The following is a 20,630-nucleotide window of genomic DNA, read 5'->3' on the forward strand; positions in this document are numbered from 1 at the left end:
CTTTATTTTCAGGATTACACCGATGCGTCCTTTATTCGTGCCTGCCATGGCTTTTGCTTCCTTGTTGCTCGCCGGTTGCGCCTCCGCACCGAACGACCCGACGCTGACCTTGCAGACCAGCAAGACGCCGGCGCAATACGCCGATTGTGTTGTGCCGAAACTGCAGGGCAGTGCGATGAACCCGACCGTCTCGCAAACCCAGCGCAGCTACCGGATCGTGGTGCCAAGCAAGGTGGCAGCGGACAACGTGCTGGAAGCCTACAAGGCCGGCAATGGCGGCAAGGTGTTTCTCTACGAGCGTCACCTGCTGGCCTCGAACTTCATGCCATCGAGTTTTGAACGGGCAGCTCAGGATTGCATCTGATTTCGCCCGGTAAACGTATCTGACAGAGCTCCTTTGGTTGGCCGCAACCAACCAATTCTTTGCCCCGCGCCTTCACTCGGTCGCGGGGCTTTTTTTTGCCCGAAGTAGCCTCTCAACCCTGTGGCGAGGGGATTTATCCCCGATGGGCGCGCAGCGGCCCTTTCTTTTTGGGCTGCTACGCAACCCATCGGGGATAAATCCCCTCGCCACAGAGCCCTTGATACGGTGATTTTCCCCACACAGGAAGACAGGTTGCCTGGCTCCTGTAACATGTCATCTCTCACTTCCCCACGAGCATTGAAAATGGACTCTCACTCGATTCTGGCGTTTACCGTGGTTGCCGCGATTGCCATCGCCAGCCCGGGCCCCGCGACACTCATGGCGATCAACAACAGTCTTGCCCATGGACAGCGCAGCACAATCTGGTCATCGCTGGGCAATGCCAGTGGCCTGTTTTGCCTGTCGGCCGCCGCAATGTTGGGGTTGGGTGCTTTGCTGGCCAGTTCCGAGTGGCTGTTCAATGCGGTGAAGATCATCGGTGCCGGTTATCTGTTCTACCTCGGGGTCAAGCAGTTGTTCAGAAAAGGCCCGATGCTGCCGGACGGTATCGAGGGTGCCGCGAACAGGCCACGACCGACTCGCGGCAAGCTCTACAAGTCGGCTTTCCTGACGGCAGTGACCAACCCCAAGGCGACGATGTTTTTCACGGCGCTGTTCCCGCAGTTCATCGATCAGGGCGCAGCGTTGCTGCCGCAATTTCTGATCCTCACCTCGATCTTCATGGCGTTGTCAGTGTCGTCGTTGAGCGTCTATGCGGCGCTGGCGTCCCGGGCCAAGGGCGTGTTGACTCGCCCGGCGCTGTCTCGTTGGGTGAGCAGGGTGGTGGGGACGACGTTCATCGGTTTCGGTGCGGCGATCCTGACGATGCGCCGGCAGGCGGCATAAACGCGGGGCGTCAGCTCAAACCCATTTGAACTGAGCCGGGAATCGCGCTATGAAGCGGGTTCCTGATTGGATGTCTGATGTGACGCTCAGGCTGCCGTTGTGCGCCGTCGCGATCTGCGACGCGATATAGAGCCCCAGTCCCAGCCCTTCATCGCGCTGCCCGGCTTCGGATCGGGAAAAAGGCTCGAACAACAGTGGCATCAACTGCGCTGGAATCGGCGTGCCCTGGTTGGTCAGCGAGATGACGATCTCGTTGTTCTCGGAACAGGCGTTGAGGATGATCGGTGTGCCGGTTGACCCATGAGTGACCGCGTTCCCCAGTAAATTGGAGAGCAATTGGCTGATGCGCAAAGTATCGCAATAGACACCTGCCGGTATGTCCAGCGCATGCACGAACGTTGCCTGCGGATGGGAGGCCTGGACTTCTTCTAGTGTCAGCAGCAACGTCTTCTGCAAGTCATCCACTAACTTTCGCTGCACCGGAATCCCGCCGCCCAGCCGTCCCCGGGCAAAATCGAGGATGTTCTCGATCAGCACGCCCATGCGCACAGAGCTGTGGCGGATCGCCGCAAGCAAATTGAGCGAACGCTTGTCTTCGGTTTTGCTTTCGAGCAGGTCGGCGCTCATGCGAATGGCGCTCAGTGGCGTGCGCAGGTCATGCCCCAGTACCGCGATGAATTGCTCGCGCAGCCTGCCAAGCTCATTGGCCGTGTCCAGAGCGGTTTTGGTGGCTTGAAGATGGCTTTGAGTGTCGAGACTCATGGCAATCAGTTGGGCAAAGAGCGTGAGCGTCTTGGCGATGGCGGGTTCTTCAAGATTCGCCGGGACCGAGTCGATGGCGCAAAGCGTGCCGAAAAAATCACCGTTGGCTTTCACTATCGGAATGGAAATATAGCTCTCCAGTCCATAGGTTTTTGGCGTGTGATGCTGTGAAAACACCGGGTGGGCACTGGCATGGCCAAAAATCACCGGCTGTTGGTGTTGCCGGATCTCGTGACAGATGGTCGATTCGAGGACCAGCTCGCCGCCAGGCTTGAGTCCGAAATCGATCGAGTCGTCGACTGCGCACGCCACCCAGTTCTTATCGGTGACGCGAGCAACCGCAGCGAAGCGCATGCCAGTGAGGTGTTTGACCATGCTCAGGATCACGGGCACCGCGTCAATGCTGCGGATGGCGTCGATGTCTGCGGCAAATTCTGGAGGGGGCATGGGGCGGCACTTCGAAATGATCTCGCTCAGAGACTATCTCTAATTGCCGAACATGACTAATTGGTGAGGCAAAAAAGGGTACCGCGGATTTCCCGGGCGCCCTTTGCGGCTGTGCCGAGGGTGTTAAGCCACTCAGAACTTGTATTTGGCGGTCAGCATGTAACTGCGCGGATTGCCGTAGTTTTCGGTAGAGCCCCACGTGACGTCGGTGCCGATGGCGGAGTAGTAGACACGATCGAAGATGTTGTTCGCGTTGACCTGCAGATCCAGGTGTTTATTGACTTCGTAGCCAGCCATCAAGTCGGTAATCGCGTAACTGCCCTGTTCAAGGCGATAGCTGCCATTGGTCAGCGCGATGTCGTTGTACATGCGGCTTTGCCAGTAGACGTTGCCACCGACGCGGAATTTTTCCAGTGGTCCCTGGAGGCGGTACAGGGTGGAGACTTTGAACAAGTGCTCAGGCGTGTCGGTTTCGAAACGCTGATTATTGTTAGCTGGGTCTGCGTCCTTGATGTAGTGGGCGCGGGTGTAGGTGTAGCCGGCGCCGACCTGCCAGTTTTCGGTGAGTGCGCCTTGCAGTTCAAGATCAATGCCTTGGCTGCGGACTTTGCCAGATGCGCTGTAGCAGGTCATGACCGGGCAACCCAACTGATTTTCCGAGAGGGTTGAGCGGTTGGTCTGATCCATCTGGAACACGGCCAGGCTGGCGTTAAGTGCACCGTTGAAATATTCGCCCTTGATGCCGACCTCGTAGTTTTCACCCACGATCGGCTCCAGCAGCTTGCCGGAGATATCTTTCTGGGTTTGCGGCGTGAAGATGTCGGTGTAGCTGGCGTAAACGGAGTAGTGGTCGTCGAGTTTGTAGATCAGGCCGGCATATCGCGTCAGGTTGCGGGTGACTTTGTAGTCGCCATCGCCAGTGCGGTCATCGTTGTCATACCAGTCCAGGCGGCTGCCGAGGATCAGCGTCAGCGGATCGGCCAGACTCAGGCGGGTGGTCAGGTAAACGGCATCTTGTGTGGTGACGTTGCGGGTTTTGCCGTCACGCACAAAATCGGGTTTTGGCGCCCCGATTGGCCACGCGGTGGTGTAGGGATCGTATTCCTTGGAGGTCGCATCGTAGACACGGTTGCTGGCACCCACGACCAGTTCGTGGGTGCGGCCGAAGGCTTCGAACGGGCCGTTGGCGAACGCATCGACAGCGGTCTGCTTGTCGGTGTTGTGCGATTGGTACGCCGTGGTTTCCAGAGGGCCGGCGTAACGCGACAGGTAAGTGCCTGAGAATTCGCCGTTTAGTGTCGAGGACGAACCGGCTACGTGGAGTTTCCAGTCGTTGTCGAAGCGGTGTTCGACTTCACCGAAGACCGTGTCGATCTGCAGCTTCTTGTTCTCCCAATCGGAGCCACCGTAGGTGGAGCGGGGCAGATCGAGGTGGTGGCCGTTGGTGCCGATCGGCAAGCCGCCCCAGAAATAGTTGGTCTGTTCGTTCTGACGGGAGAAACCCAGGGTCGCGGTGGTGCTGTCGCTCAGGTCGGCTTCACCGATGGCATAGAACAAACCGTGATCGTTTTCTTCTTTGTCGCGGAAGCTGTCGGCGCCCTGATAGGAACCCACAACACGGCCACGCAACGTGCCGCTTTCGTTCAGTGGGCCGGAGGCGTCGATCTCGCCGCGGTAATCATCCCAACTGCCCGCTGCGCCGGTCAGCGTCACTTGCGGCGTGAATGTCGGGCGTTTGCGCACCATGTTGATCGCGGCAGACGGGTTGCCGGCACCGGTGACGAGACCGGTCGCACCGCGCACGATTTCAACCCGGTCGAACATTGCAAGGTTCGGTTGCACCGCCATCGTGTACGGCGAATAAGAACTCGGCAGGCCGTCGTACATGATGTTATCGATGTCGAAACCGCGAGACTTGTAGGTCTGTCGGCCCGGACCGCCGGCCTGACTGAGGAATAACCCCGGCGTTGCCCGCACCACATCGTTGATGCTGGTCATGGCCTGATCGTCCATGCGCTGGCGGGTGATGACGGTCACTGCCTGAGGCGTTTCGCGCAGGGTCAGCGACAGCTTGGTCGCGGTCTGCATCGGGCCGGTGGTGTAGGACTGCGAACCTTCAGTGGTGCTGCTCATCTGCGTGGCGCCGATTTCGGTCGCGCCGAGTTCCAGCGTGGTCGGTGCAACGGCGTTTTCAGGCGTGGATGTCGCAGCCTCGTCAGCCATGGCAGGCGCGATGCTGGCCGCGCAGATAGCCAGTGCCAACAGGTTAGGTGAAAGGTGCGAGCGGCGGTGAATGGTGTGAAACGACATCAATCTGCTTCCCCAAATGATACGAAAACGAATCCAGTGCAAGTGCTTGTAGGAATTATTCGCATTAGTGTGTCAGATGGTTCCGCTCGAAGAAAGCTGTACGGCTCAGATAGTTAACAAGATTTTCACATCTGCGCGGGTGCGCAACATCGGGAAGTCCACCGAGCTAGAGCGGTCGGCGGGCGTTGGCAGGCTGAGGAGGTCTGGATCGAGGGTCAACGCAGCGCCTGAAATGGCGCTGCTATTGAGATGGCGTTACGAGTGGGAGAGAGGGGCGTTCAGGTCATCGGCCTGATGACGTTCAGGCACCTGAGTCGCCTCATCGCCCCACGTCCGATTGACGCGCAACCCGCGAACGACCGCAGGCCGATTGGCGATCTCCTCTGCCCAGCGCTGTACATGGGTGTACTCCTGCGCCGAAAGGAACTCCGCCGCCGAATACACATTGTTGCGCACCAGTTGGCCATACCACGACCAGACCGCAATGTCGGCAATGGTGTAGCTGTCACCGGCAAGGTAAGGGCTTTCGGCGAGGCGCCGATTGAGCACATCCAGTTGTCGCTTGGTTTCCATGGTGAAGCGATTGATGGGGTATTCCATTTTCTCTGGTGCATAGGCATAGAAGTGCCCAAACCCCCCGCCCAGATAAGGCGCCGAGCCCATCTGCCAGAACAGCCAGTTGAGAGTTTCGGTGCGTCCAGCCGGATCCTTGGGCAGGAAGGCGCCGAACTTCTCCGCGAGATAAAGCAGGATCGAACCCGACTCGAAGACACGAACCGGTGGCTCGACGCTGCGGTCGAGCAGCGCGGGAATTTTCGAGTTCGGATTGATATCGACAAAACCGCTGGAGAACTGATCGCCCTCGCCAATGCGGATCAGCCATGCGTCGTATTCGGCGGCGGTATGCCCCAGCGCCAGCAACTCCTCAAGCAGGATGGTCACCTTCACGCCATTGGGGGTGGCCAGCGAATAGAGCTGCAACGGGTGCTTGCCGACTGGCAGCGTTTTCTCATGCGTCGGCCCGGCAATCGGGCGGTTGATGCTGGCGAACTGGCCGCCGGACGGCGCTTCGTTTTTCCAGACCTTGGGCGGAACGTAGGGCGCTTTACTCATGAAATTGGCCTCGTCGATTGCTGGCTGAGATGAAGTGAGATAGACACCGTATGGAAAAATGTTGGCGGGTGCCAGTGAAGTCCGGTTATTTCACGTTGCCGGCAGACCTGTCCAAAAACTCGGTAATCAGCGCAATCGTCTGCGCCTGGATCACCGGGCGTGGACGTCCGCCGTCGCCATCGGTGCAGATGATGCCGTCACCGGGGGCGTCTTCTTCGAGCATTGCGATCGCGCCGGGTTTGCACAGCGACAGAAAACTGAAATGGCTGGCGTCGCTGATCTCGACATACTGGCTGGAGGTTTTCGGCAGACGCTTGGCCAGGTCGGCGGATTCCAACTCGGCGGGTAAGTCTTGGGACGGCACGCCTGCGGCAATTACCAACACCGGCACTTGCAGCGCCGCGAGGCTGTCATCGGTGAAGCCGCGTGACAGGCCCAAATCCAGCGAAACCACGGCCGTCACGCGCTTATCGCGTAAATCGGCGGCCAGTCGAGCCTTCGATGCCGGGTTACTGGCGGGATTCATCTGTTGGTAAACCGAGCAACTGGCCAGTTGCGAATGGACTTTGCATTCCCGTGCATAAAGCTCTGTGTCGAAACGAGCGCCGGCGATTTCCAGGCCGGTCCAGCCGCCCAGTGAATGGCCTGCGACGGCAATACGACGCTGCGCGACTGCGCCGAACTTTTCCGGTTGAGCCGTCACCGCATCGATGGCTCGGCTGATGTCCACGGGGCGCTGCCATAACTGCGCCGCCGCTTCAGGGCTGCGGTCATGGGTGGTACTGCCGGGATGATTGACTGCCGCGACGATGTAACCCTGATGCGCCAGTGCACTGGCCAGCCACGCCTGGTTGCCCCAATTGCCGCGGTAACCGTGTGAGAGCACCAGCAATGGATGCTCGCCGCTGACGGGTGGCGCATTGTCGACAGCCAGGACACCGACAAACGCCGGATTGTCGGCGATCAGTTTTGGTGTGGCAGTGCTTGCACCGGCGGGGTACCAGACGACCATTTCCAGCGGGCGTTCATTGTTCGCGTCCGGCAACTTGAGGCTCTGGAAACCGATCGGGTTTTCGTCAGCGAATGCGCTGGTGCTCAGGCAAATGAGCAGCAGAGAACCGAGGGCTTTTTTCATTGTTTTTATCTTCCGTGATGGGGCCGATTGGCGAGGTGGACTTTGCCTCAACCCGAGCGTTTCAGCGAGTGTCTTCGAGCGCCCCGGCGACAATTTCCTCTATCGGCCAGCGTACGTTCAAATGTTCCGTCAAATAATCCATGAAGGCCTTGGCCTTGCCGGTCATCGCCGCACGCTCCTGCACACAGGCGTAAATCTCCATCGGCTCGACCACCGCGTGTGTTGCGTTATCGCGCTGTTCGAACAGCGGCAGCAGTTGCCCGCTTGCCAGATAAGGCGCTGCCACGAACTCCGCCAGTCGCGTAATCCCCGCACCGCTGATTGCCATCTGCGTCAGTGCATCGATGTCGTCACTGATGGCGGTGGCATTGATGCTCGCGTCGTAACGCTGGCCGTCACGCAGAAAACTCCAGCGCAAAAAGCGCCCGTCCAGCGGGTAACGAAATGCCAGGCACGCGTGGTTTTGCAGATCGTCCGGCGATTGCGGCACGCCGGCGCGCTCCAGATAAGCAGGGGCTGCGCAGAAGATGAAGGGCAAGGAGACGATCTTGCGTGCAACGATGCCGTCTTCCAGTTGTGGCTTGATCCGCAGGCTCAGATCGATGCCGTCCTGGATGTGGTTGATCTTGCCGTCGGTGGTCGACAACTCAATGAGCAGGCGCGGGTGTTGTGCGGCGAAACCGGCGATCAGAGGTGCCAGCACATGGCGTCCGAAGGCAGAGGTCGAGGCAATGCTCAGGCGGCCTTGCAGTTCGCTTGCTTCATCGCTGATTGCACTTTGCGCCGACTCCAGATCCGCCGCGATGCGCTTGACCTTGTCGTAGTACACCGCGCCGTTTTCAGTCAGCGCCATGCTCCGCGTCGTGCGTTGCAAAAGCTGCACGCCCAGGTGCGCCTCAAGCCGATTGATCGTCTGACTTACCGCCGCCGCACTGACGCCCAGTATCTTGGCGGCACCGACGATGGAGCCCGATTCCACCACTTTGATAAAACTGGCAATTGCCGCTAACAGATTCATCCATGGCCTGCGCAATAGGGGTTGATTCGTAAGTTCTGCTTTATAAAGCACCTACGGGGAGCCGTCTAGTTGAGGGCAGTCGGCTTTGCTAAGGTGCCTGCTCCCTGTCAATGGATGGAAAAGCCATATGAATCAAAGAACGAGCTCCGATGCCTTGTACGTCAACCGGCGCAAGCTGTCAGCGCGTGCGACACCCTATGTGTTCGCGTTGTATATGGCGACAATCATGGCGTTCCTCATGTCGTTGGTGATCACGGCCTCCAACTCCGGCATTGATAACAACTACCTGAGTAATACGTTGCATGCCTATAAGCTGGCGATGCCGGTGGCATTCCTGTGCATCCTCGTCGTGCGGCCCATCGTGATCAAACTGGTGGCGTTGACTGTGCATCCGCACCTCCCGCGCTGACCTGTTCCCGGACAATCAATCGAAACTTCGCCGTCAGCCCGACTGTCCAGACCCGTAACACGACCTCTGTAGGAGCTGCCGCAGGCTGCGATCTATTGATCTTGAAAAACAAAGATCGCAGCCTGCGGCAGCTCCTACATTGGAAAACGGAGATACCCATTTGATTTTCATCGGCTGTGCAGGCTGGAGTCTTGGGCTGGGGTGAGGGGGTAAATCCAATTGATTCCGCGAACCTCAATTCCCGTCCGCCACCTTGCGCTCAATCTCATCCACCTTGCGCTGCAACTCTTCGGCATCCTGCTCTTTGACACGATTAGACGACGGCGTGATGACGTCATCCACCGCCCTTATGTCGTCGTCCCTTTCCTCAAGATCTCGCTCGATTACGTTCACCGGTTTACCGGACGTATCGGTAGGCGGGGCGTTCGGGGCTTTGTTGTCGTTGCTGTTCATATCGTTGACCTCCGTGGGTGTAAACATTGGAGGCAGCGTTGTGGCGAGTGTTCGATTTTTCTACGGATATCGGAATGAACGGCGCTGAACCATAAAGCACCTGCAGGCGCTGCCGAATTCCGCACTCGACAGCGCCTGCAGGTGGACAGCATCAATCCTTCAGTATGTCGCGATCCTTGGTTTCCGGCAGGAAGAACGTGCCGAGTATCGCCGTCATCACCGCAATCACGATCGGGTACCACAAGCCGTAGTAAATATCCCCGGTGGCCGCGACCATCGCGAACGCCACGGTCGGCAGGAAACCGCCAAACCAGCCGTTGCCGATGTGATAGGGCAGTGACATGGAGGTGTAGCGGATGCGGGTCGGGAACAGTTCGACCAGCCATGCCGCGATTGGCCCATAAACCATGGTCACGTAGATCACTAGAATGGTCAGCAGGAGCAGCACCATCGGGTAGTTGGTTTTCGCCGGATCGGCTTTTTCCGGATAACCGGCGTCCTTCAGTGCAGTGCCGAGGCTGGCAGTGAAGGCGTCGTTACGGGTCTTGAAGTCGGCGGCCGGCAGGGCGCTGCCCTCGAAACTCTCGATCACTTTGTCGCCAATGCGCACCTGCGCCACGGTGCCGGGTTCGGCCTCGATGTTTTCATAAGGGATCGCCCGTTTCGCCAGTAACGTTTTCGCGAGGTCACAGGAGCTGGTGAATTTGGCCTTGCCCACCGGATCGAACTGGAACGAACACTGATCGGAATTGGCGATCACCTTGACCGGGTTTTTCTCCTGGGCGATGAACACGTCGGGGTTCCCGTACTGAGTCAGCGCATGGAAGATCGGGAAGTAGGTCAGCGCGGCCAGAATGCAGCCGACCATGATGATCGGTTTGCGGCCGATACGGTCGGACAGGCTGCCGAAGATCACGAAGAACGGTGTGCCGATCAGCAGTGAGCCGGCGATCAGCAGGTTGGCGGTTTGCGGGTCGATCTTCAGCGTCTGCAGGAGGAAGAACAGCGCGTAGAACTGCCCGGTGTACCAGACCACGGCTTGGCCGGCCGTGCCGCCGAGCAACGACATGATCACCACTTTGAGGTTGTCCCAACGGGCGAACGACTCGGTCAGCGGCGCCTTGGACGCCTTGCCTTCGGCCTTCATTTTCTGGAACACCGGCGACTCGCTCAGTTGCAGGCGGATATACACCGAGACGATCAACAGCAGGATCGACAGCAGAAACGGAATCCGCCAGCCCCAGGCTTCGAACGCTTCGGTACCCAGCGCGGTGCGGCAGGCCAGGATCACCAGCAGCGAGAGAAACAGGCCGAGGGTCGCTGTAGTTTGAATCCATGAAGTGAAGAAACCGCGTCTGCCTGGTGGCGCATGTTCAGCGACGTAAGTGGCCGCGCCACCGTACTCACCGCCCAGCGCCAGGCCTTGCAGCAATCGCAGGGTGATGAGGATCACGGGCGCGGCGACACCGATGGTTGCGTAGCCCGGTAGCAAACCGACGATAGCCGTAGAGACACCCATGATGACGATGGTGATCAGGAACGTGTGTTTGCGCCCGATCATGTCGCCGAGGCGACCAAACACGATCGCGCCAAACGGCCGCACGGCGAATCCGGCGGCGAAGGCGAGCAGGGCAAAGATAAACGCCGTGGTCTCGTTGACGCCGGCGAAAAAGTGCTTGGCGATGATCGCCGCGAGTGAGCCGTAGAGGTAAAAGTCGTACCACTCGAACACCGTCCCAAGGGACGAGGCAAAGATGACCTTGCGCTCCTCCTTGGTGATGCCGCCGCTGCGGGGTGGACTGCCTGTGGATGCTGTGTCGATTGTGGCCATAGGTGTTCTCCGTCGTGCTTATTGTTGTAGGCCGGAGTTCCACATATCGCTTATTGCACTCTGGCCTTGTGGCATCTGTCGCCATTGCTCTCGCGTAAAGCGTGCACAGTCTGACCGCCGCGCATTGCTGCGCGGTTTCCTGAAGCATAATCAGCTTCTGGCAGATATCCACTCGTGCACTTGCCCGCACTGGCAATTAAAGATCACTCGCCAGCAGCCGATAGCAGCCGATCAGCACACAATCAAGAATCCACTTTTCAGGGAAGATGCCCATGAATGCTTCATTGCAGAGCGCTGCCGCGCAAATCCGTCAGGCTGTGCGGGTCGCCACCGAAGGTCTGGTAGGGCGAGAGCAATTGGCCGAGCTGATCGTGCTGGCCGCTGTGGCACAGGAGCACATTCTGGTCATCGGCCCGCCGGGTACCGCCAAAAGCGCCGTGGTGCGGCGAGTGGCGCAATCAATGGGGGGGCGTTATTTCGAATATCTGCTGGGGCGTTTCACCGAGCCGTCGGAGCTGTTTGGCGCGGTCGACCTGAAAAAGCTCCGGGAAGGTACGGTCGAAACGGATGTCAGCGGCATGCTCCCGGAAGCCGACATCGTCTTTCTCGACGAAGTTTTCCTCGGCTCGACGGCGATCCTCAACACCTTGCTCGGTGTACTCAACGAACGCCGCTTCCGCCGCGGCCATACGCAGATTCAGTGCCCGTTGAGGGTCTGCGTCGGTGCCTCCAACGGCTTGCCGGACGATGAAGCGCTGGCGGCGTTTGGTGATCGTTTCCTGCTGCATCTGTTCGTCGAATCGGTACCGGACAATCAGCTCGAAGCGATGCTCGCAGGCGGTTGGCAGTCCGAGCAACGACCGGTTCAGCAGTTGTTGGGCCTGAGCCAATTGGACACTCTTGGCCAGGCGCTGAAGAATGTCGATCTGGGCGCCGTCCGCCCGGCGTTGGCCCAAGCCATCCGCCGTCTGCGTGAGGCCGGTATTCAGTTGTCGGACCGGCGCATCGTCAAATCCCAGCGCCTGATCGCCGCCGCCGCGTTGCTGGGCGGGCGACTCGAAGCCAGCGAAGCGGATCTGTGGCCGCTGCTGTACGTGCTGCCGACCAAAGAAACCCAGCAGCATGGTCGCGAAGTACTGCGCGAAATTTTCGCCCAGTCCAATAACAGTCATTTGTTCAGCGCCGTGGAAGAAGCCACCTTGCAGCCGATGTCGCGGCTCAGTCGCTTGCTGGAAACCGGCGAGGATTATCTGGCGCGTACCGAGCCACCGGGCAGCGCCTTGCTCGAAGGCCTGCTGCGCGAAATCGACGCCAATTTCAATGATCAGACCATTCCGTCGCAGTTGCAGGAAGTCCGTGGTCAGGTGGCGCGTCTGCTGACGTCTGCGGCATGACGGTCAAACCGATGAGTTGGGCCTGGCAGTCACGGCGCACGCCGGTCGAACCCCAAGCCGCGGTGGCCTGGGGCGAGGTCGCGCGGCGTTTGCACGCACGGTTACTGTTGGTCCCCGAGGAACAGGCCGGGCGTCTGCAGGCTACGGCCAATCGTGACGTGTTGGTGGTGGCCGGTGTCGCAGCGGACCTGCCGTGGGTCGACGGCGTGGCGTATGCGGCGATGGACGAACGTGCACCGGGGCTGTGGCTGCCAACCAGTTGGGAGCCCGACCGGCCGACAGATCTGCTGGGGCAGGCGCTGTCCAATAGATTCGCGCGGGCGCCGCTGCTGCTCTGGCGTGAGCCAGCCGCCGTGATGCCGCTGGATCGTTTGTTGCCGGTGACTGCGCAGCATTTGCAGCGCATTGATGCTTATTGGGCGGGTCGCTGATGCAATTACCGCAATCTCTGCAACCCTGGCGCGACTGGCTGCAATGGTTTGCCCCAGAACAACTGCCGCTGTTTGCTGATCTGTTCGGGCGTCTGGATCCGGTGCTGGGTCCACTGCGCGGCCAACAGCAGGGCGGTGTGCCCGAGCCCGATGGCTTGGCTGATCTGCAACGTCGTGGCCCTTATGAGCGGTTGTTGTCGAGTGAGTGGCTGTTGGCCGACGAAGTGCCTGACGAGTTTTTGCGCCGGGCCGCGGTGGGTGAACACCTGTTCCTTGCGCCGCAATATCGCTCGCATCAGGCCAGCCGCTTGATGGTCGTGCTGTTCGATGCCGGGCCGCTGCAACTGGGTGCCGCGCGTCTGGTGCACATGGCCTTGCTGATCCTGCTTGCACGTCGCGCCAAAGACGCCGGCGCCGAGCTGCGCTGGGGCGTTTTGCAGCAGGCGCCACAACTGCATTCGCTCGACAGTGCAGCACAGCTCAAACGCTTGCTCAGCGCCCGTACCTTCAAAACCGTTGACACCGGGCACTGGCAGGCCTGGCGTGACGGATTGAATGCGCAACCGGAGCCCGTCGGCGAATGCTGGCTGGTGGGCCAGCGCTTGCCCGCGACCGAAGGCTTGTCCTGCACCCATCGCGTCCAGGTATCGCGCAGCCTCGACGGACGCAGTCTGTCGGTGGCGCTGCAAGCGGCCGGCGCTCGTCGAGTGTCGCTGCCGCTTCCCGACGAACGCCTGGCCTTGCAGTTGCTCAAAGGCCAGTTCGAAGGCGAAGTGGCGATGGCCGCACCGACCGCGAAAGCCCGCGTACCGCGTGTGTCGCTGACCTTGCAACCGGTGATTTCCAGCGCGGGTACGCATGTCGCCCTGAAACTGCTAGGTGAGCCCGGCATGGTGGTCATCAAGCTGCCGGTGCACAACCAGAAGAAGCCCCTCGAAATCCGCCAGAGTCTGTGGTCTGCCAGGCAAACGGCATTGGCGGCGATGTTCAACGGCAAGGCCTTGGGCACTGTCTTGAGTGATCAGGAGCAATTGACGTTCTGGAGCATGCCCGGGCTGAAACCGGTCGACAAACCGGGCCTTGAAGAACTCAAGCTGCCGCCGGGCACCGCTTCGCTCCTGCCGGTAGCCGGGTTGCGCAATAAATCGACGGGCCGATTGTTTCTGCTCGACAGCCAGGGCCATCTGGCGTTCTGGGTAGTGGAAACCGGCCGTACGCCGGCTAAACCCAAAACGCGGCACACCTACCGGCTGGCGGCGAACGTGTCGAGCATGGCCAAGGTTGACAGTGACGTCGTGGCGTATGCGCGCCGTGAGGGTGATCGGTTGCACACGCACTCGGTCAACGCTGACGGCGATGTCACGGCGGCGTATGTGGTGGGGCTCGCTGGGCAAGTCGATCAGGTGCTGTTTGCCGCCAGTCCCCTGTGGCGCAAGGGCTTTGGCGGTTGCGCGGTGTTGAGGATGAGCGACGGGTGCGAAAGTTGGGGCGTGGTGTCAGCCAAGGGCGCGGCCTCGGAAATCGAACGCATCGTGCTGACCCCCGGCTGGAAGGGCGTTGGTTTGCTTCAAGAAGACAACGAGCGTTATTCACTGTTGTTGCTCGCCCCCAACCAGCACGCTATCGCCGTGTACTGCGAAGGCGCACAGCACGTGTTGTTTACCACCGCCGACCCCATCGTCAAATACAGCTTCTGCCCGCTGAGCGGCTTGATCGCTGTGTTGACCAAGGCCCGCGAACTGCTGGTGTACGCGGTGCCGCAACGTCTCCTGCGTTTGCAGATCATTTGTAATGAACATCCGGAATACAAGGACGGCAGCGATGCTTGAACATGACACAGCATTGATCCGCCGTCCGCTGTTGACCGGCCATCAACACATTGAAGGCCTGTGGTTCGCCGCCGAGCGTTGCAGCGAGGCCGAACGCGCCGTCCTGCTCCTCGAACACTGGCAAACCGAGGCCCGGGCCTACCGTTTCGCCGACGGTGATTTGTTGCGCTTTCGCCAGCCCATCGCCGTGCAATGCGAGGCGTTGACCGGTTGGCCGCTGATTCGTCAAGGCACCGCACTGTGTTCGGCGCTGCTCGATCCGCAGGAAATGCGCAACCTGCCGGCTGCCGACCTTTGGCTGGTGCGCGGCAGTCACGTCAGTGCCCTGCATTTGCGCGATGCCGTGGCCCTGGCACCGGGTGACTGGCTTGACATCAATGGCCTCACCTTGCTCGACACCTATGACTGTCGCAACGTGCTGCCGGAGCCAGTGCTCGAGCCCGTGGCCGTGGTCACCGACGTCCGGGAAATTCTCGGCGACGCGTTGCGTCCGGTCAGCCCCGAGCAGGCACAGGTCATGAAAGCGTTGCTGGAACGTCAACAAAATGCGGCGAAGGAGCCGGTCTATAAAGCCGTCACTGCGAAAGAGACGGGGTGGACTCAATCGGCTGACACGCCTTTGCCGTGGCTGAAGCTCAGTGTGACCCTGGTGATTCTGATAGCGGTTTTCTGGATGGGGTCGCAGGGGCAAAATCCTGGCCTGCAAGGCTTGCCAGCGAAGACAGCGTCGCCGGTCTCGGTGCAAATCAGCGCCATTGTGGTCGGGACATTGATCGGTGGGATTGCCCTGACTCTGATATTGGCCGGGCTGCGCCACCTGTTGCGCCGGCCAGTGCCCGTACGGCCTTCGGCTACCCGTGCCGCCGAGCCCGGCATCGAAGCCCGCGCCACACCGGTCAAAGCCAAACCGCCGCGCTGGCGGCGCTGGGTGACGCGTTTGACTGAAAATTCGCGTCTGTCGGCTCTGTATGGCAAGCGTCAGGCCGCCTACATGCGGCGCATGCTCGAGATGTTCGAGGACGGCGATTTCGAAGAGGCGCTGCGTCACGCGATTCCATTGGGTAGCGAGCAGAGCAGCGGCGAGCAGTCGTTCGGTACGCCGCAGCGCCGTGAGGATCTGATGATCGACCACGGCCGTGGACCCACGCGTTCGATCAGGTTCGAACACGACATGGAAATGCATCTGCGTCAGGTCTACCGGCAGACCTTTGAGCGCCTCGATCGCGCGGGCCGTATTGAGGAAGCGGTCTTCGTGCTTGCCGAGCTGCTCAAGGTGCGTCAGGAGTCGCTCGACTATCTCGAGAAGCATGGACGGCTGCAACAAGCCGCCGACCTCGCGCTGGCCTGGGATATGCCGTCTGCGATGATCGTGCGCCTGCTATGTCTGGCCGACAACTGGCAGCGCGCCTTGCTGGTCGCCCGGCGTGACAACGCGTTTGCGGCCGCCGTGACATTGCTGCAAGGCAAGTGGCCGGACAGCGCCGACCGTTTGCGTCTGGAATGGGCCGAATCGCTGACCCGCCAGGGCCTCTGGCTGCAAGCCGTCGAGGTGATATGGCCGCTGACCGCGGAGCGCCAACGCGCTGCCCAGTGGCTGCTGGATGCTGAAGCGGCGGGGGGGACGCTGGCGTTGGGCGCATTGGTGAAACGTGCGGCGCTGTTGCCCGATACCTTGCAGGCTTACGCCGAGTGGGTCGAGCAACTGCGCGATGATCCGGCACGTCACGCCGAGCGCGCGGCATTGGCCGAGATATTGTTGCAGCACAAGACGCACGCGAGTGCACTGGCCTGGCTGGCCGGTGCCATCGTGCACGCGGTGCTGGCCGACCAGATTGACGGCCATTGTCGCTTGACGCATCTGCAATTGCAGGCACTGGTCAGCATGAGCAAGGACAAACTGTTGCAGGCCGACCTGCCGGGGGCGTTACCGACCCTCGCCGCGAGGGTCTCGCTGTCGCAAGTGGGTGAGCCACTTGAATGGACAGCCCCGTTCATGGGCAACCGCAAGATTCTCGATGCGGTGCCGCTGGAGCAGGGGCGTTATTTGCTCGCGTTGGGCGAGTCGGGGGCGATGGTTATCGATGCGCACGGTCAGAGCCTGTGCCATTTCCCGGTGCCGGCACACAACATCGTACTGGCCCATGACCGGCAGGTCGTGCTGGTGCTGGCCCGGCGCGATGAAGTCTGGCGCATCAGCAAGCTCGATCTGGTCACGCGCAGTGCGACGGATCTGGGCGTGCAGCGGTTTGATGTGTTCGCCCGGTCATTCGACGGTTTGACCTGGACCGTCGGACGGGATCGGCAGGTACGGGTAGTCGATGTCGATCATGGATTCGAAACCCTGTGGCATGTCAGCGATTTGCCGGGTCAGGTCTGCGGTATGAAAGATGATGAGCAAAACGAACTGCTGTGGCTGACTCACCCAGACCAGGGCTTGTATCTGTGGCACTACCGCTTGCCCGAGCGTCGATTGATCACTCGGGATTTGATGCCGGCCGTGCCAGTGGGCAGTTTCCAGTTGCTCGACACCGATGGTCGGGTACTCAGCGCAACACTCAAACTGGCCGACAATGAAGATCCTGTCTTGGTGGTGGAGTGGATCGGCGGGCGCAAAGGCTACCGGTTACCGGGGCTGGATGCGGAAGAAAGCGATGGGCTGGATGTGTATCTGCATGGCCAATGGATGCTGACTCGTTACCTGATCAACGATCACGAGATGCGGTGGCATTTCATTCATCGCGGCAGCGACCAACTCTGCGCCACGTTGCAATGGCCTTTGCACGGTGTGAAATTACGCTGTTTCGGGCCCGATTTCTTGCTGTTCGATGACCTTGGACGCATGAGTCACATCAACGTCGACTCAGCCACCCAACACAACCTCTCGCTGAATTGACTGGGCCCGGCCGCCTACGCCTTGACCCAACGCTGGCGGCTCCACGCACTGAACCAGTCCACCGCAAACACCAGCGCCAGCATCGCCAGAATCACCGTGCTGGCCTGTGCTTCCTGAAACAGGCTCAGGCTCACATACAACATCTGCCCCAATCCGCCCGCGCCGACGAAGCCCAAAACGCTGGCCATGCGGATGTTGTTTTCCCAGCGGTACAGAATGTAGGCGAGCAGTTGCGGGGCGAGGTTGGGCAGGGTGCCGTAGCAGAAGGCGAGGAGCGGGTTGCCGCCCTGCAAGCGGATCGCTTCGGCGGGCTGCGGGGGGGTGTTTTCCAGTGCTTCGGCGAACAATCGGCCCAGCACGCCGGTGGTGTGAAGGGCGAGGGCGAGGGTGCCGGCGTTCGGGCCGAGGCCAGCGGCGAGCACCATCAGCGCGGCCCAGACCAATTCCGGAATCGCGCGCAGGCCGTTAAGCAGCAGGCGCGAGGTACTTTGCAGCGGCCAGCCGAAACGCCCGGCGGCGGGCAGGGCGAGAACGATGCCAAACACAGCCGCGAGCAGAGTGCCGAGGGCCGACATGGCCAGGGTTTCCATCGAACCGTGGAAGATCGCCTTCAGGTAACCGGCGCTCAGATCCGGGCTGAGAAAGCGCTGCACATATGCGCCCATTTGCTTGAGGCTAGTGGCACTGCCAAGTTCGCCAAGATCAAGGCTCAGATAAGCAAACGAAGCGAAAACCGCCACGCCGATACCCGTGATGAGCAACAGATTGATCAGGCGATTCACGTCAGCCTCCAGCGCAGCAAGCGGCTGAGTTGATCGGCCGCCAGCACCAGCAGCAGGAAGGTCAGCAGAATGCTCGCGACTTCACCGCCGGCGAACATGCGGATCGACAGGTCGATCTGCTGGCCCAGGCCGCCGGCACCGACAAACCCCATCACTACCGAAGCACGGATTGCGCATTCCCAGCGATAGACCGTGTACGACAGCAGTTCGGCACCGACATTAGGCAGAATGCCGTAAGCAAAACTCGCCAGCCGGCCGCTGCCCGATTGCAACAAGGCATGGGCCGGACGTTGGTCGGTGGATTCGAAAATTTCTGCGTAGACCTTGCCGAGCATGCCGCTGTAGGTGATGGCGATTGCCAGCACACCCGCCGCCGGCCCGAGGCCGACCGCGCGCACAAACAGCAATGCCCAGACGATCTCCGGCACGCTGCGCAGGAAGATCAACACACCGCGAACCGGCCAGCGCAGCAACCGGCCCCAACGGCTTGGCACGCCACCCCGTGAGGCCGCAGACAGCGACAAGGCGCGACTGGCGAGCAGGCTGGCGGGGACGGCCAACAGCAGCGCCAACGCCATGCCGGCAGTGGCAATCGCCAGGGTTTGCAAGGTGGCTTTGAACAACAACTGCATAAAGGCTTCATCGTGTGCCGGCGGCCAGAACTGCGCCACAAACCGGCCCATTTCATTCTGGCTGTCGGGCAGCAGCACGCCGAGGTCCAGTTCACTGATCTGGATTCCCGGCCACAACAAGGCAATCGCCACGATTGTCAGCAGCAGTCGCGGCCACGCAGCGGGGTCGCGTGAATCGACGTTCAGCATCGTGGAATCTGCACAGTCAAAGGCGCTACCGCAGCAGTCGGCGATTGCAGTTGTTCGTTGGCGTACAGCGCGTCGAGCATCTCGTGGCTGACTTGATCGGAAGGGCTGTCGAACAGAATCTGCCCGTCACGCAGACCGATGATGCGTGGGAAGTGCGACAGCGCCAGATCCACCGCATGCAGGCTCGCCACCAACGTGACGTTGTGTTCGCGGGCGTGGCGCGACAGGATCGACAGCGTGTGACCCGCCATGACCGGGTCCATCGCCGAAACCGGTTCGTCGGCCAGCAGAATCTCCGGCGCCTGATACAGCACCCGGGCAATGCCGACACGCTGCAATTGGCCGCCGGACAATTGCTGGCAATGGGCGAACAGCTTGTCGGCAAGATCCAGGCGCGCCAACGCCGCGCGAGCGCCGGGCACGTCCAGCGGATGTAACAGATTCAGCAGGCTTTTGCCCAGACTCCATTGGCCGAGTTTGCCGGCCAATACCGCCGTGACCACGCGCTGACGCGGTGGCAGGGGCGGCGCTTGATGCACCAGGCCGATCCGCGCGCGCAGACGCTGTCGCTGCCGGGCGGACAAGTGCCAGGTACGCTCGCCGAGCACTTCAATGCCACCGCTGCTGGGCCGTAACGCGGTGGCCAGCAGGTTGAGCAAACTCGATTTTCCGGCCCCGGACGGGCCGATGATGGCGACCTGTTCGCCGACGCCGATCTGCAAGTCGACGCCACGCAGGGCGTCGACTCCATTGGCGTGGCGCAGGCTGCCTTGGGTGAGGCGTAAGGTCATTTCAGCAGTTCGGCAGCGCGGGCGGCTTCCTCGATGCCCTTGTAGTTTTCAGGCTTGGTATCGATGAAACGGCTGGCTGCCTGCAAGTCGAGAATCTTCTTCTGCTCAGGGTTGGCCGGGTCGAGATCAAGGAAGGCTTTTTTGATCTTCGCCGCCAATGCCGGATCGAGCGTGCCACGCACCGTCCAGTTGTAATCGAAGTAGGTCGGGGTGGTGGCGAAGACTTTCACTTTAGTGGTGTCGACCTTGCCGGCATCTACCAGTTTCTGCCAGACACTGGCGTTCAACACACCAGCATCGACCTTGCCGGCCTGCACCCAGGCGACGGTAGCGTCATGAGCGCCGGAATAAGCGACACGACTGAAATACGCTTCAGGCTTGATGTTGTCATTTTTCAGCATGAAGTAACGCGGCATCAAACTGCCGGAGGTGGACGATACCGAACCGAAGGCGAAGGTCTTGCCTTTGAGGTCGGCCAGGCTCTTGACGTTCGGGTCGGCGGTGATGAATTTACTGGTGAACTGCGCGTCCTGCTCGCGTTGCACCAGCGGAATCACCGGGGTGGTGGCGTCGGTCTTCAAACGCGCCTGAACAAAGGTGAAACCGCCCAGCCAGGCCATGTCGAGACGGTCGGTGGCCAGCGCTTCAACCACCGCCGGGTAGTCGGCTACCGGAACGAACTGCACCTTCATGCCCAATTGCTGTTCCAGATACGCACCCAGTGGCTCGAACTTGCGCAGCAACTCGGTCGGGGCTTCATCGGGGATCGCACTGACCCGCAATACATCAGCGGCTTGCGACACCAGCGCAGAAAAGGACAGGGCCAGGCCGGCTGTCAGAGCCAGGGTTCGTTTGAGCATGGGAATCTCCGTTTCGTGAGCGTCAAAATCATTGCGCCTGCA

Annotated in this window: 18 protein-coding genes; 7 read left to right on the forward strand and 11 right to left on the reverse strand. The window is 60.6% G+C overall.

All coding sequences use genetic code 11. The features are described 5' to 3' along the window. Nucleotides 1-22 precede the first annotated feature (22 nt). The gene (locus tag ACIOVB_RS03635) at nt 23-364 is read left to right on the forward strand and encodes a hypothetical protein (protein WP_187680807.1); all 342 of its coding nucleotides are present in this window, start codon (nt 23-25) and stop codon (nt 362-364) included. A gap of 303 nt (nt 365-667) precedes the next feature. Further along, entirely contained in the window at nt 668-1,309 is a 642-nt protein-coding gene (locus ACIOVB_RS03640) for a LysE family translocator (RefSeq protein ID WP_401264885.1), read from the forward strand. Between the two features lie 15 nt (nt 1,310-1,324). On the opposite strand, the gene ACIOVB_RS03645 is transcribed toward ACIOVB_RS03640, so the two are convergent. The 5 genes from ACIOVB_RS03645 to ACIOVB_RS03665 all read right to left on the reverse strand — a co-directional run bounded on the left by ACIOVB_RS03645 (nt 1,325) and on the right by ACIOVB_RS03665 (nt 8,094). Next, on the reverse strand, nt 1,325-2,518 hold the full coding sequence (locus ACIOVB_RS03645) for an ATP-binding protein (RefSeq protein WP_401264887.1): 1,194 nt from the start codon (nt 2,516-2,518) through the stop codon (nt 1,325-1,327). 132 nt (nt 2,519-2,650) lie between these two features. Then, nucleotides 2,651-4,828 carry a TonB-dependent siderophore receptor gene (locus ACIOVB_RS03650; protein ID WP_401264889.1) on the reverse strand — a complete coding sequence of 726 codons (2,178 nt, stop codon included), beginning with the start codon at nt 4,826-4,828 and terminating at the stop codon, nt 2,651-2,653. A 255-nt stretch (nt 4,829-5,083) separates the two neighbouring features. Continuing rightward, a complete protein-coding gene (gene yghU, locus ACIOVB_RS03655) occupies nt 5,084-5,941 on the reverse strand; it encodes a glutathione-dependent disulfide-bond oxidoreductase (RefSeq protein WP_401264891.1) in 858 nt (285 codons plus the stop codon). A gap of 85 nt (nt 5,942-6,026) precedes the next feature. Further along, nucleotides 6,027-7,076, reverse strand: a complete 1,050-nt coding sequence (locus ACIOVB_RS03660; protein WP_401264894.1) for an alpha/beta hydrolase family protein — start codon at nt 7,074-7,076, stop codon at nt 6,027-6,029. A gap of 61 nt (nt 7,077-7,137) precedes the next feature. After that, on the reverse strand, nt 7,138-8,094 hold the full coding sequence (locus tag ACIOVB_RS03665; protein ID WP_401264897.1) for a LysR substrate-binding domain-containing protein: 957 nt from the start codon (nt 8,092-8,094) through the stop codon (nt 7,138-7,140). A 127-nt stretch (nt 8,095-8,221) separates the two neighbouring features. Between ACIOVB_RS03665 and ACIOVB_RS03670 the strand changes: the two genes are divergently transcribed. Beyond that, nucleotides 8,222-8,503 carry a DUF2798 domain-containing protein gene (locus ACIOVB_RS03670; RefSeq protein WP_401264899.1) on the forward strand — a complete coding sequence of 94 codons (282 nt, stop codon included), beginning with the start codon at nt 8,222-8,224 and terminating at the stop codon, nt 8,501-8,503. 234 nt (nt 8,504-8,737) lie between these two features. Here ACIOVB_RS03670 and ACIOVB_RS03675 read toward each other — a convergent pair whose 3' ends face one another. After that, on the reverse strand, nt 8,738-8,956 hold the full coding sequence (locus ACIOVB_RS03675; protein ID WP_401264902.1) for a hypothetical protein: 219 nt from the start codon (nt 8,954-8,956) through the stop codon (nt 8,738-8,740). A gap of 151 nt (nt 8,957-9,107) precedes the next feature. After that, entirely contained in the window at nt 9,108-10,787 is a 1,680-nt protein-coding gene (locus ACIOVB_RS03680) for an MFS transporter (RefSeq protein WP_401264904.1), read from the reverse strand. A 272-nt stretch (nt 10,788-11,059) separates the two neighbouring features. On the opposite strand from ACIOVB_RS03680, the gene ACIOVB_RS03685 reads away from it, so the two are divergent. From ACIOVB_RS03685 to ACIOVB_RS03700, 4 genes are read left to right on the forward strand one after another with little or no spacing between them, the layout of a single operon-like run. Next, on the forward strand, nt 11,060-12,181 hold the full coding sequence (locus ACIOVB_RS03685; protein WP_401264906.1) for an AAA family ATPase: 1,122 nt from the start codon (nt 11,060-11,062) through the stop codon (nt 12,179-12,181). Beyond that, on the forward strand, nt 12,178-12,612 hold the full coding sequence (locus ACIOVB_RS03690) for a hypothetical protein (RefSeq protein ID WP_401264908.1): 435 nt from the start codon (nt 12,178-12,180) through the stop codon (nt 12,610-12,612). Before ACIOVB_RS03685 ends, ACIOVB_RS03690 begins: the two co-directional genes overlap by 4 nt. Then, a complete protein-coding gene (locus tag ACIOVB_RS03695) occupies nt 12,612-14,441 on the forward strand; it encodes a hypothetical protein (RefSeq protein ID WP_401264910.1) in 1,830 nt (609 codons plus the stop codon). Before ACIOVB_RS03690 ends, ACIOVB_RS03695 begins: the two co-directional genes overlap by 1 nt. Next, on the forward strand, nt 14,434-17,334 hold the full coding sequence (locus tag ACIOVB_RS03700; protein ID WP_401264912.1) for a bpX6 domain-containing protein: 2,901 nt from the start codon (nt 14,434-14,436) through the stop codon (nt 17,332-17,334). Before ACIOVB_RS03695 ends, ACIOVB_RS03700 begins: the two co-directional genes overlap by 8 nt. A gap of 14 nt (nt 17,335-17,348) precedes the next feature. On the opposite strand, the gene phnE is transcribed toward ACIOVB_RS03700, so the two are convergent. Genes phnE through ACIOVB_RS03720 form a run of 4 tightly spaced genes read right to left on the reverse strand, consistent with a single transcriptional unit; the run spans nt 17,349 to nt 20,588 of the window. Beyond that, on the reverse strand, nt 17,349-18,116 hold the full coding sequence (phnE, locus tag ACIOVB_RS03705) for a phosphonate ABC transporter, permease protein PhnE (RefSeq protein WP_401264914.1): 768 nt from the start codon (nt 18,114-18,116) through the stop codon (nt 17,349-17,351). Continuing rightward, nucleotides 18,113-18,937, reverse strand: a complete 825-nt coding sequence (locus ACIOVB_RS03710; RefSeq protein ID WP_401264916.1) for a PhnE/PtxC family ABC transporter permease — start codon at nt 18,935-18,937, stop codon at nt 18,113-18,115. Before ACIOVB_RS03710 ends, phnE begins: the two co-directional genes overlap by 4 nt. After that, the gene (locus ACIOVB_RS03715) at nt 18,931-19,728 is read right to left on the reverse strand and encodes a phosphonate ABC transporter ATP-binding protein (protein WP_401264918.1); all 798 of its coding nucleotides are present in this window, start codon (nt 19,726-19,728) and stop codon (nt 18,931-18,933) included. The genes ACIOVB_RS03710 and ACIOVB_RS03715 overlap by 7 nt, the downstream gene beginning before the upstream one ends. Continuing rightward, nucleotides 19,725-20,588, reverse strand: coding sequence for a putative selenate ABC transporter substrate-binding protein (locus tag ACIOVB_RS03720; protein ID WP_401264919.1), 864 nt, complete (start codon nt 20,586-20,588; stop codon nt 19,725-19,727). Before ACIOVB_RS03720 ends, ACIOVB_RS03715 begins: the two co-directional genes overlap by 4 nt. Between the last annotated feature and the right edge of the window lie 42 nt (nt 20,589-20,630).

It is taken from the genome of Pseudomonas sp. NPDC087639, from assembly GCF_044743385.1.
GTDB lineage: Bacteria > Pseudomonadota > Gammaproteobacteria > Pseudomonadales > Pseudomonadaceae > Aquipseudomonas.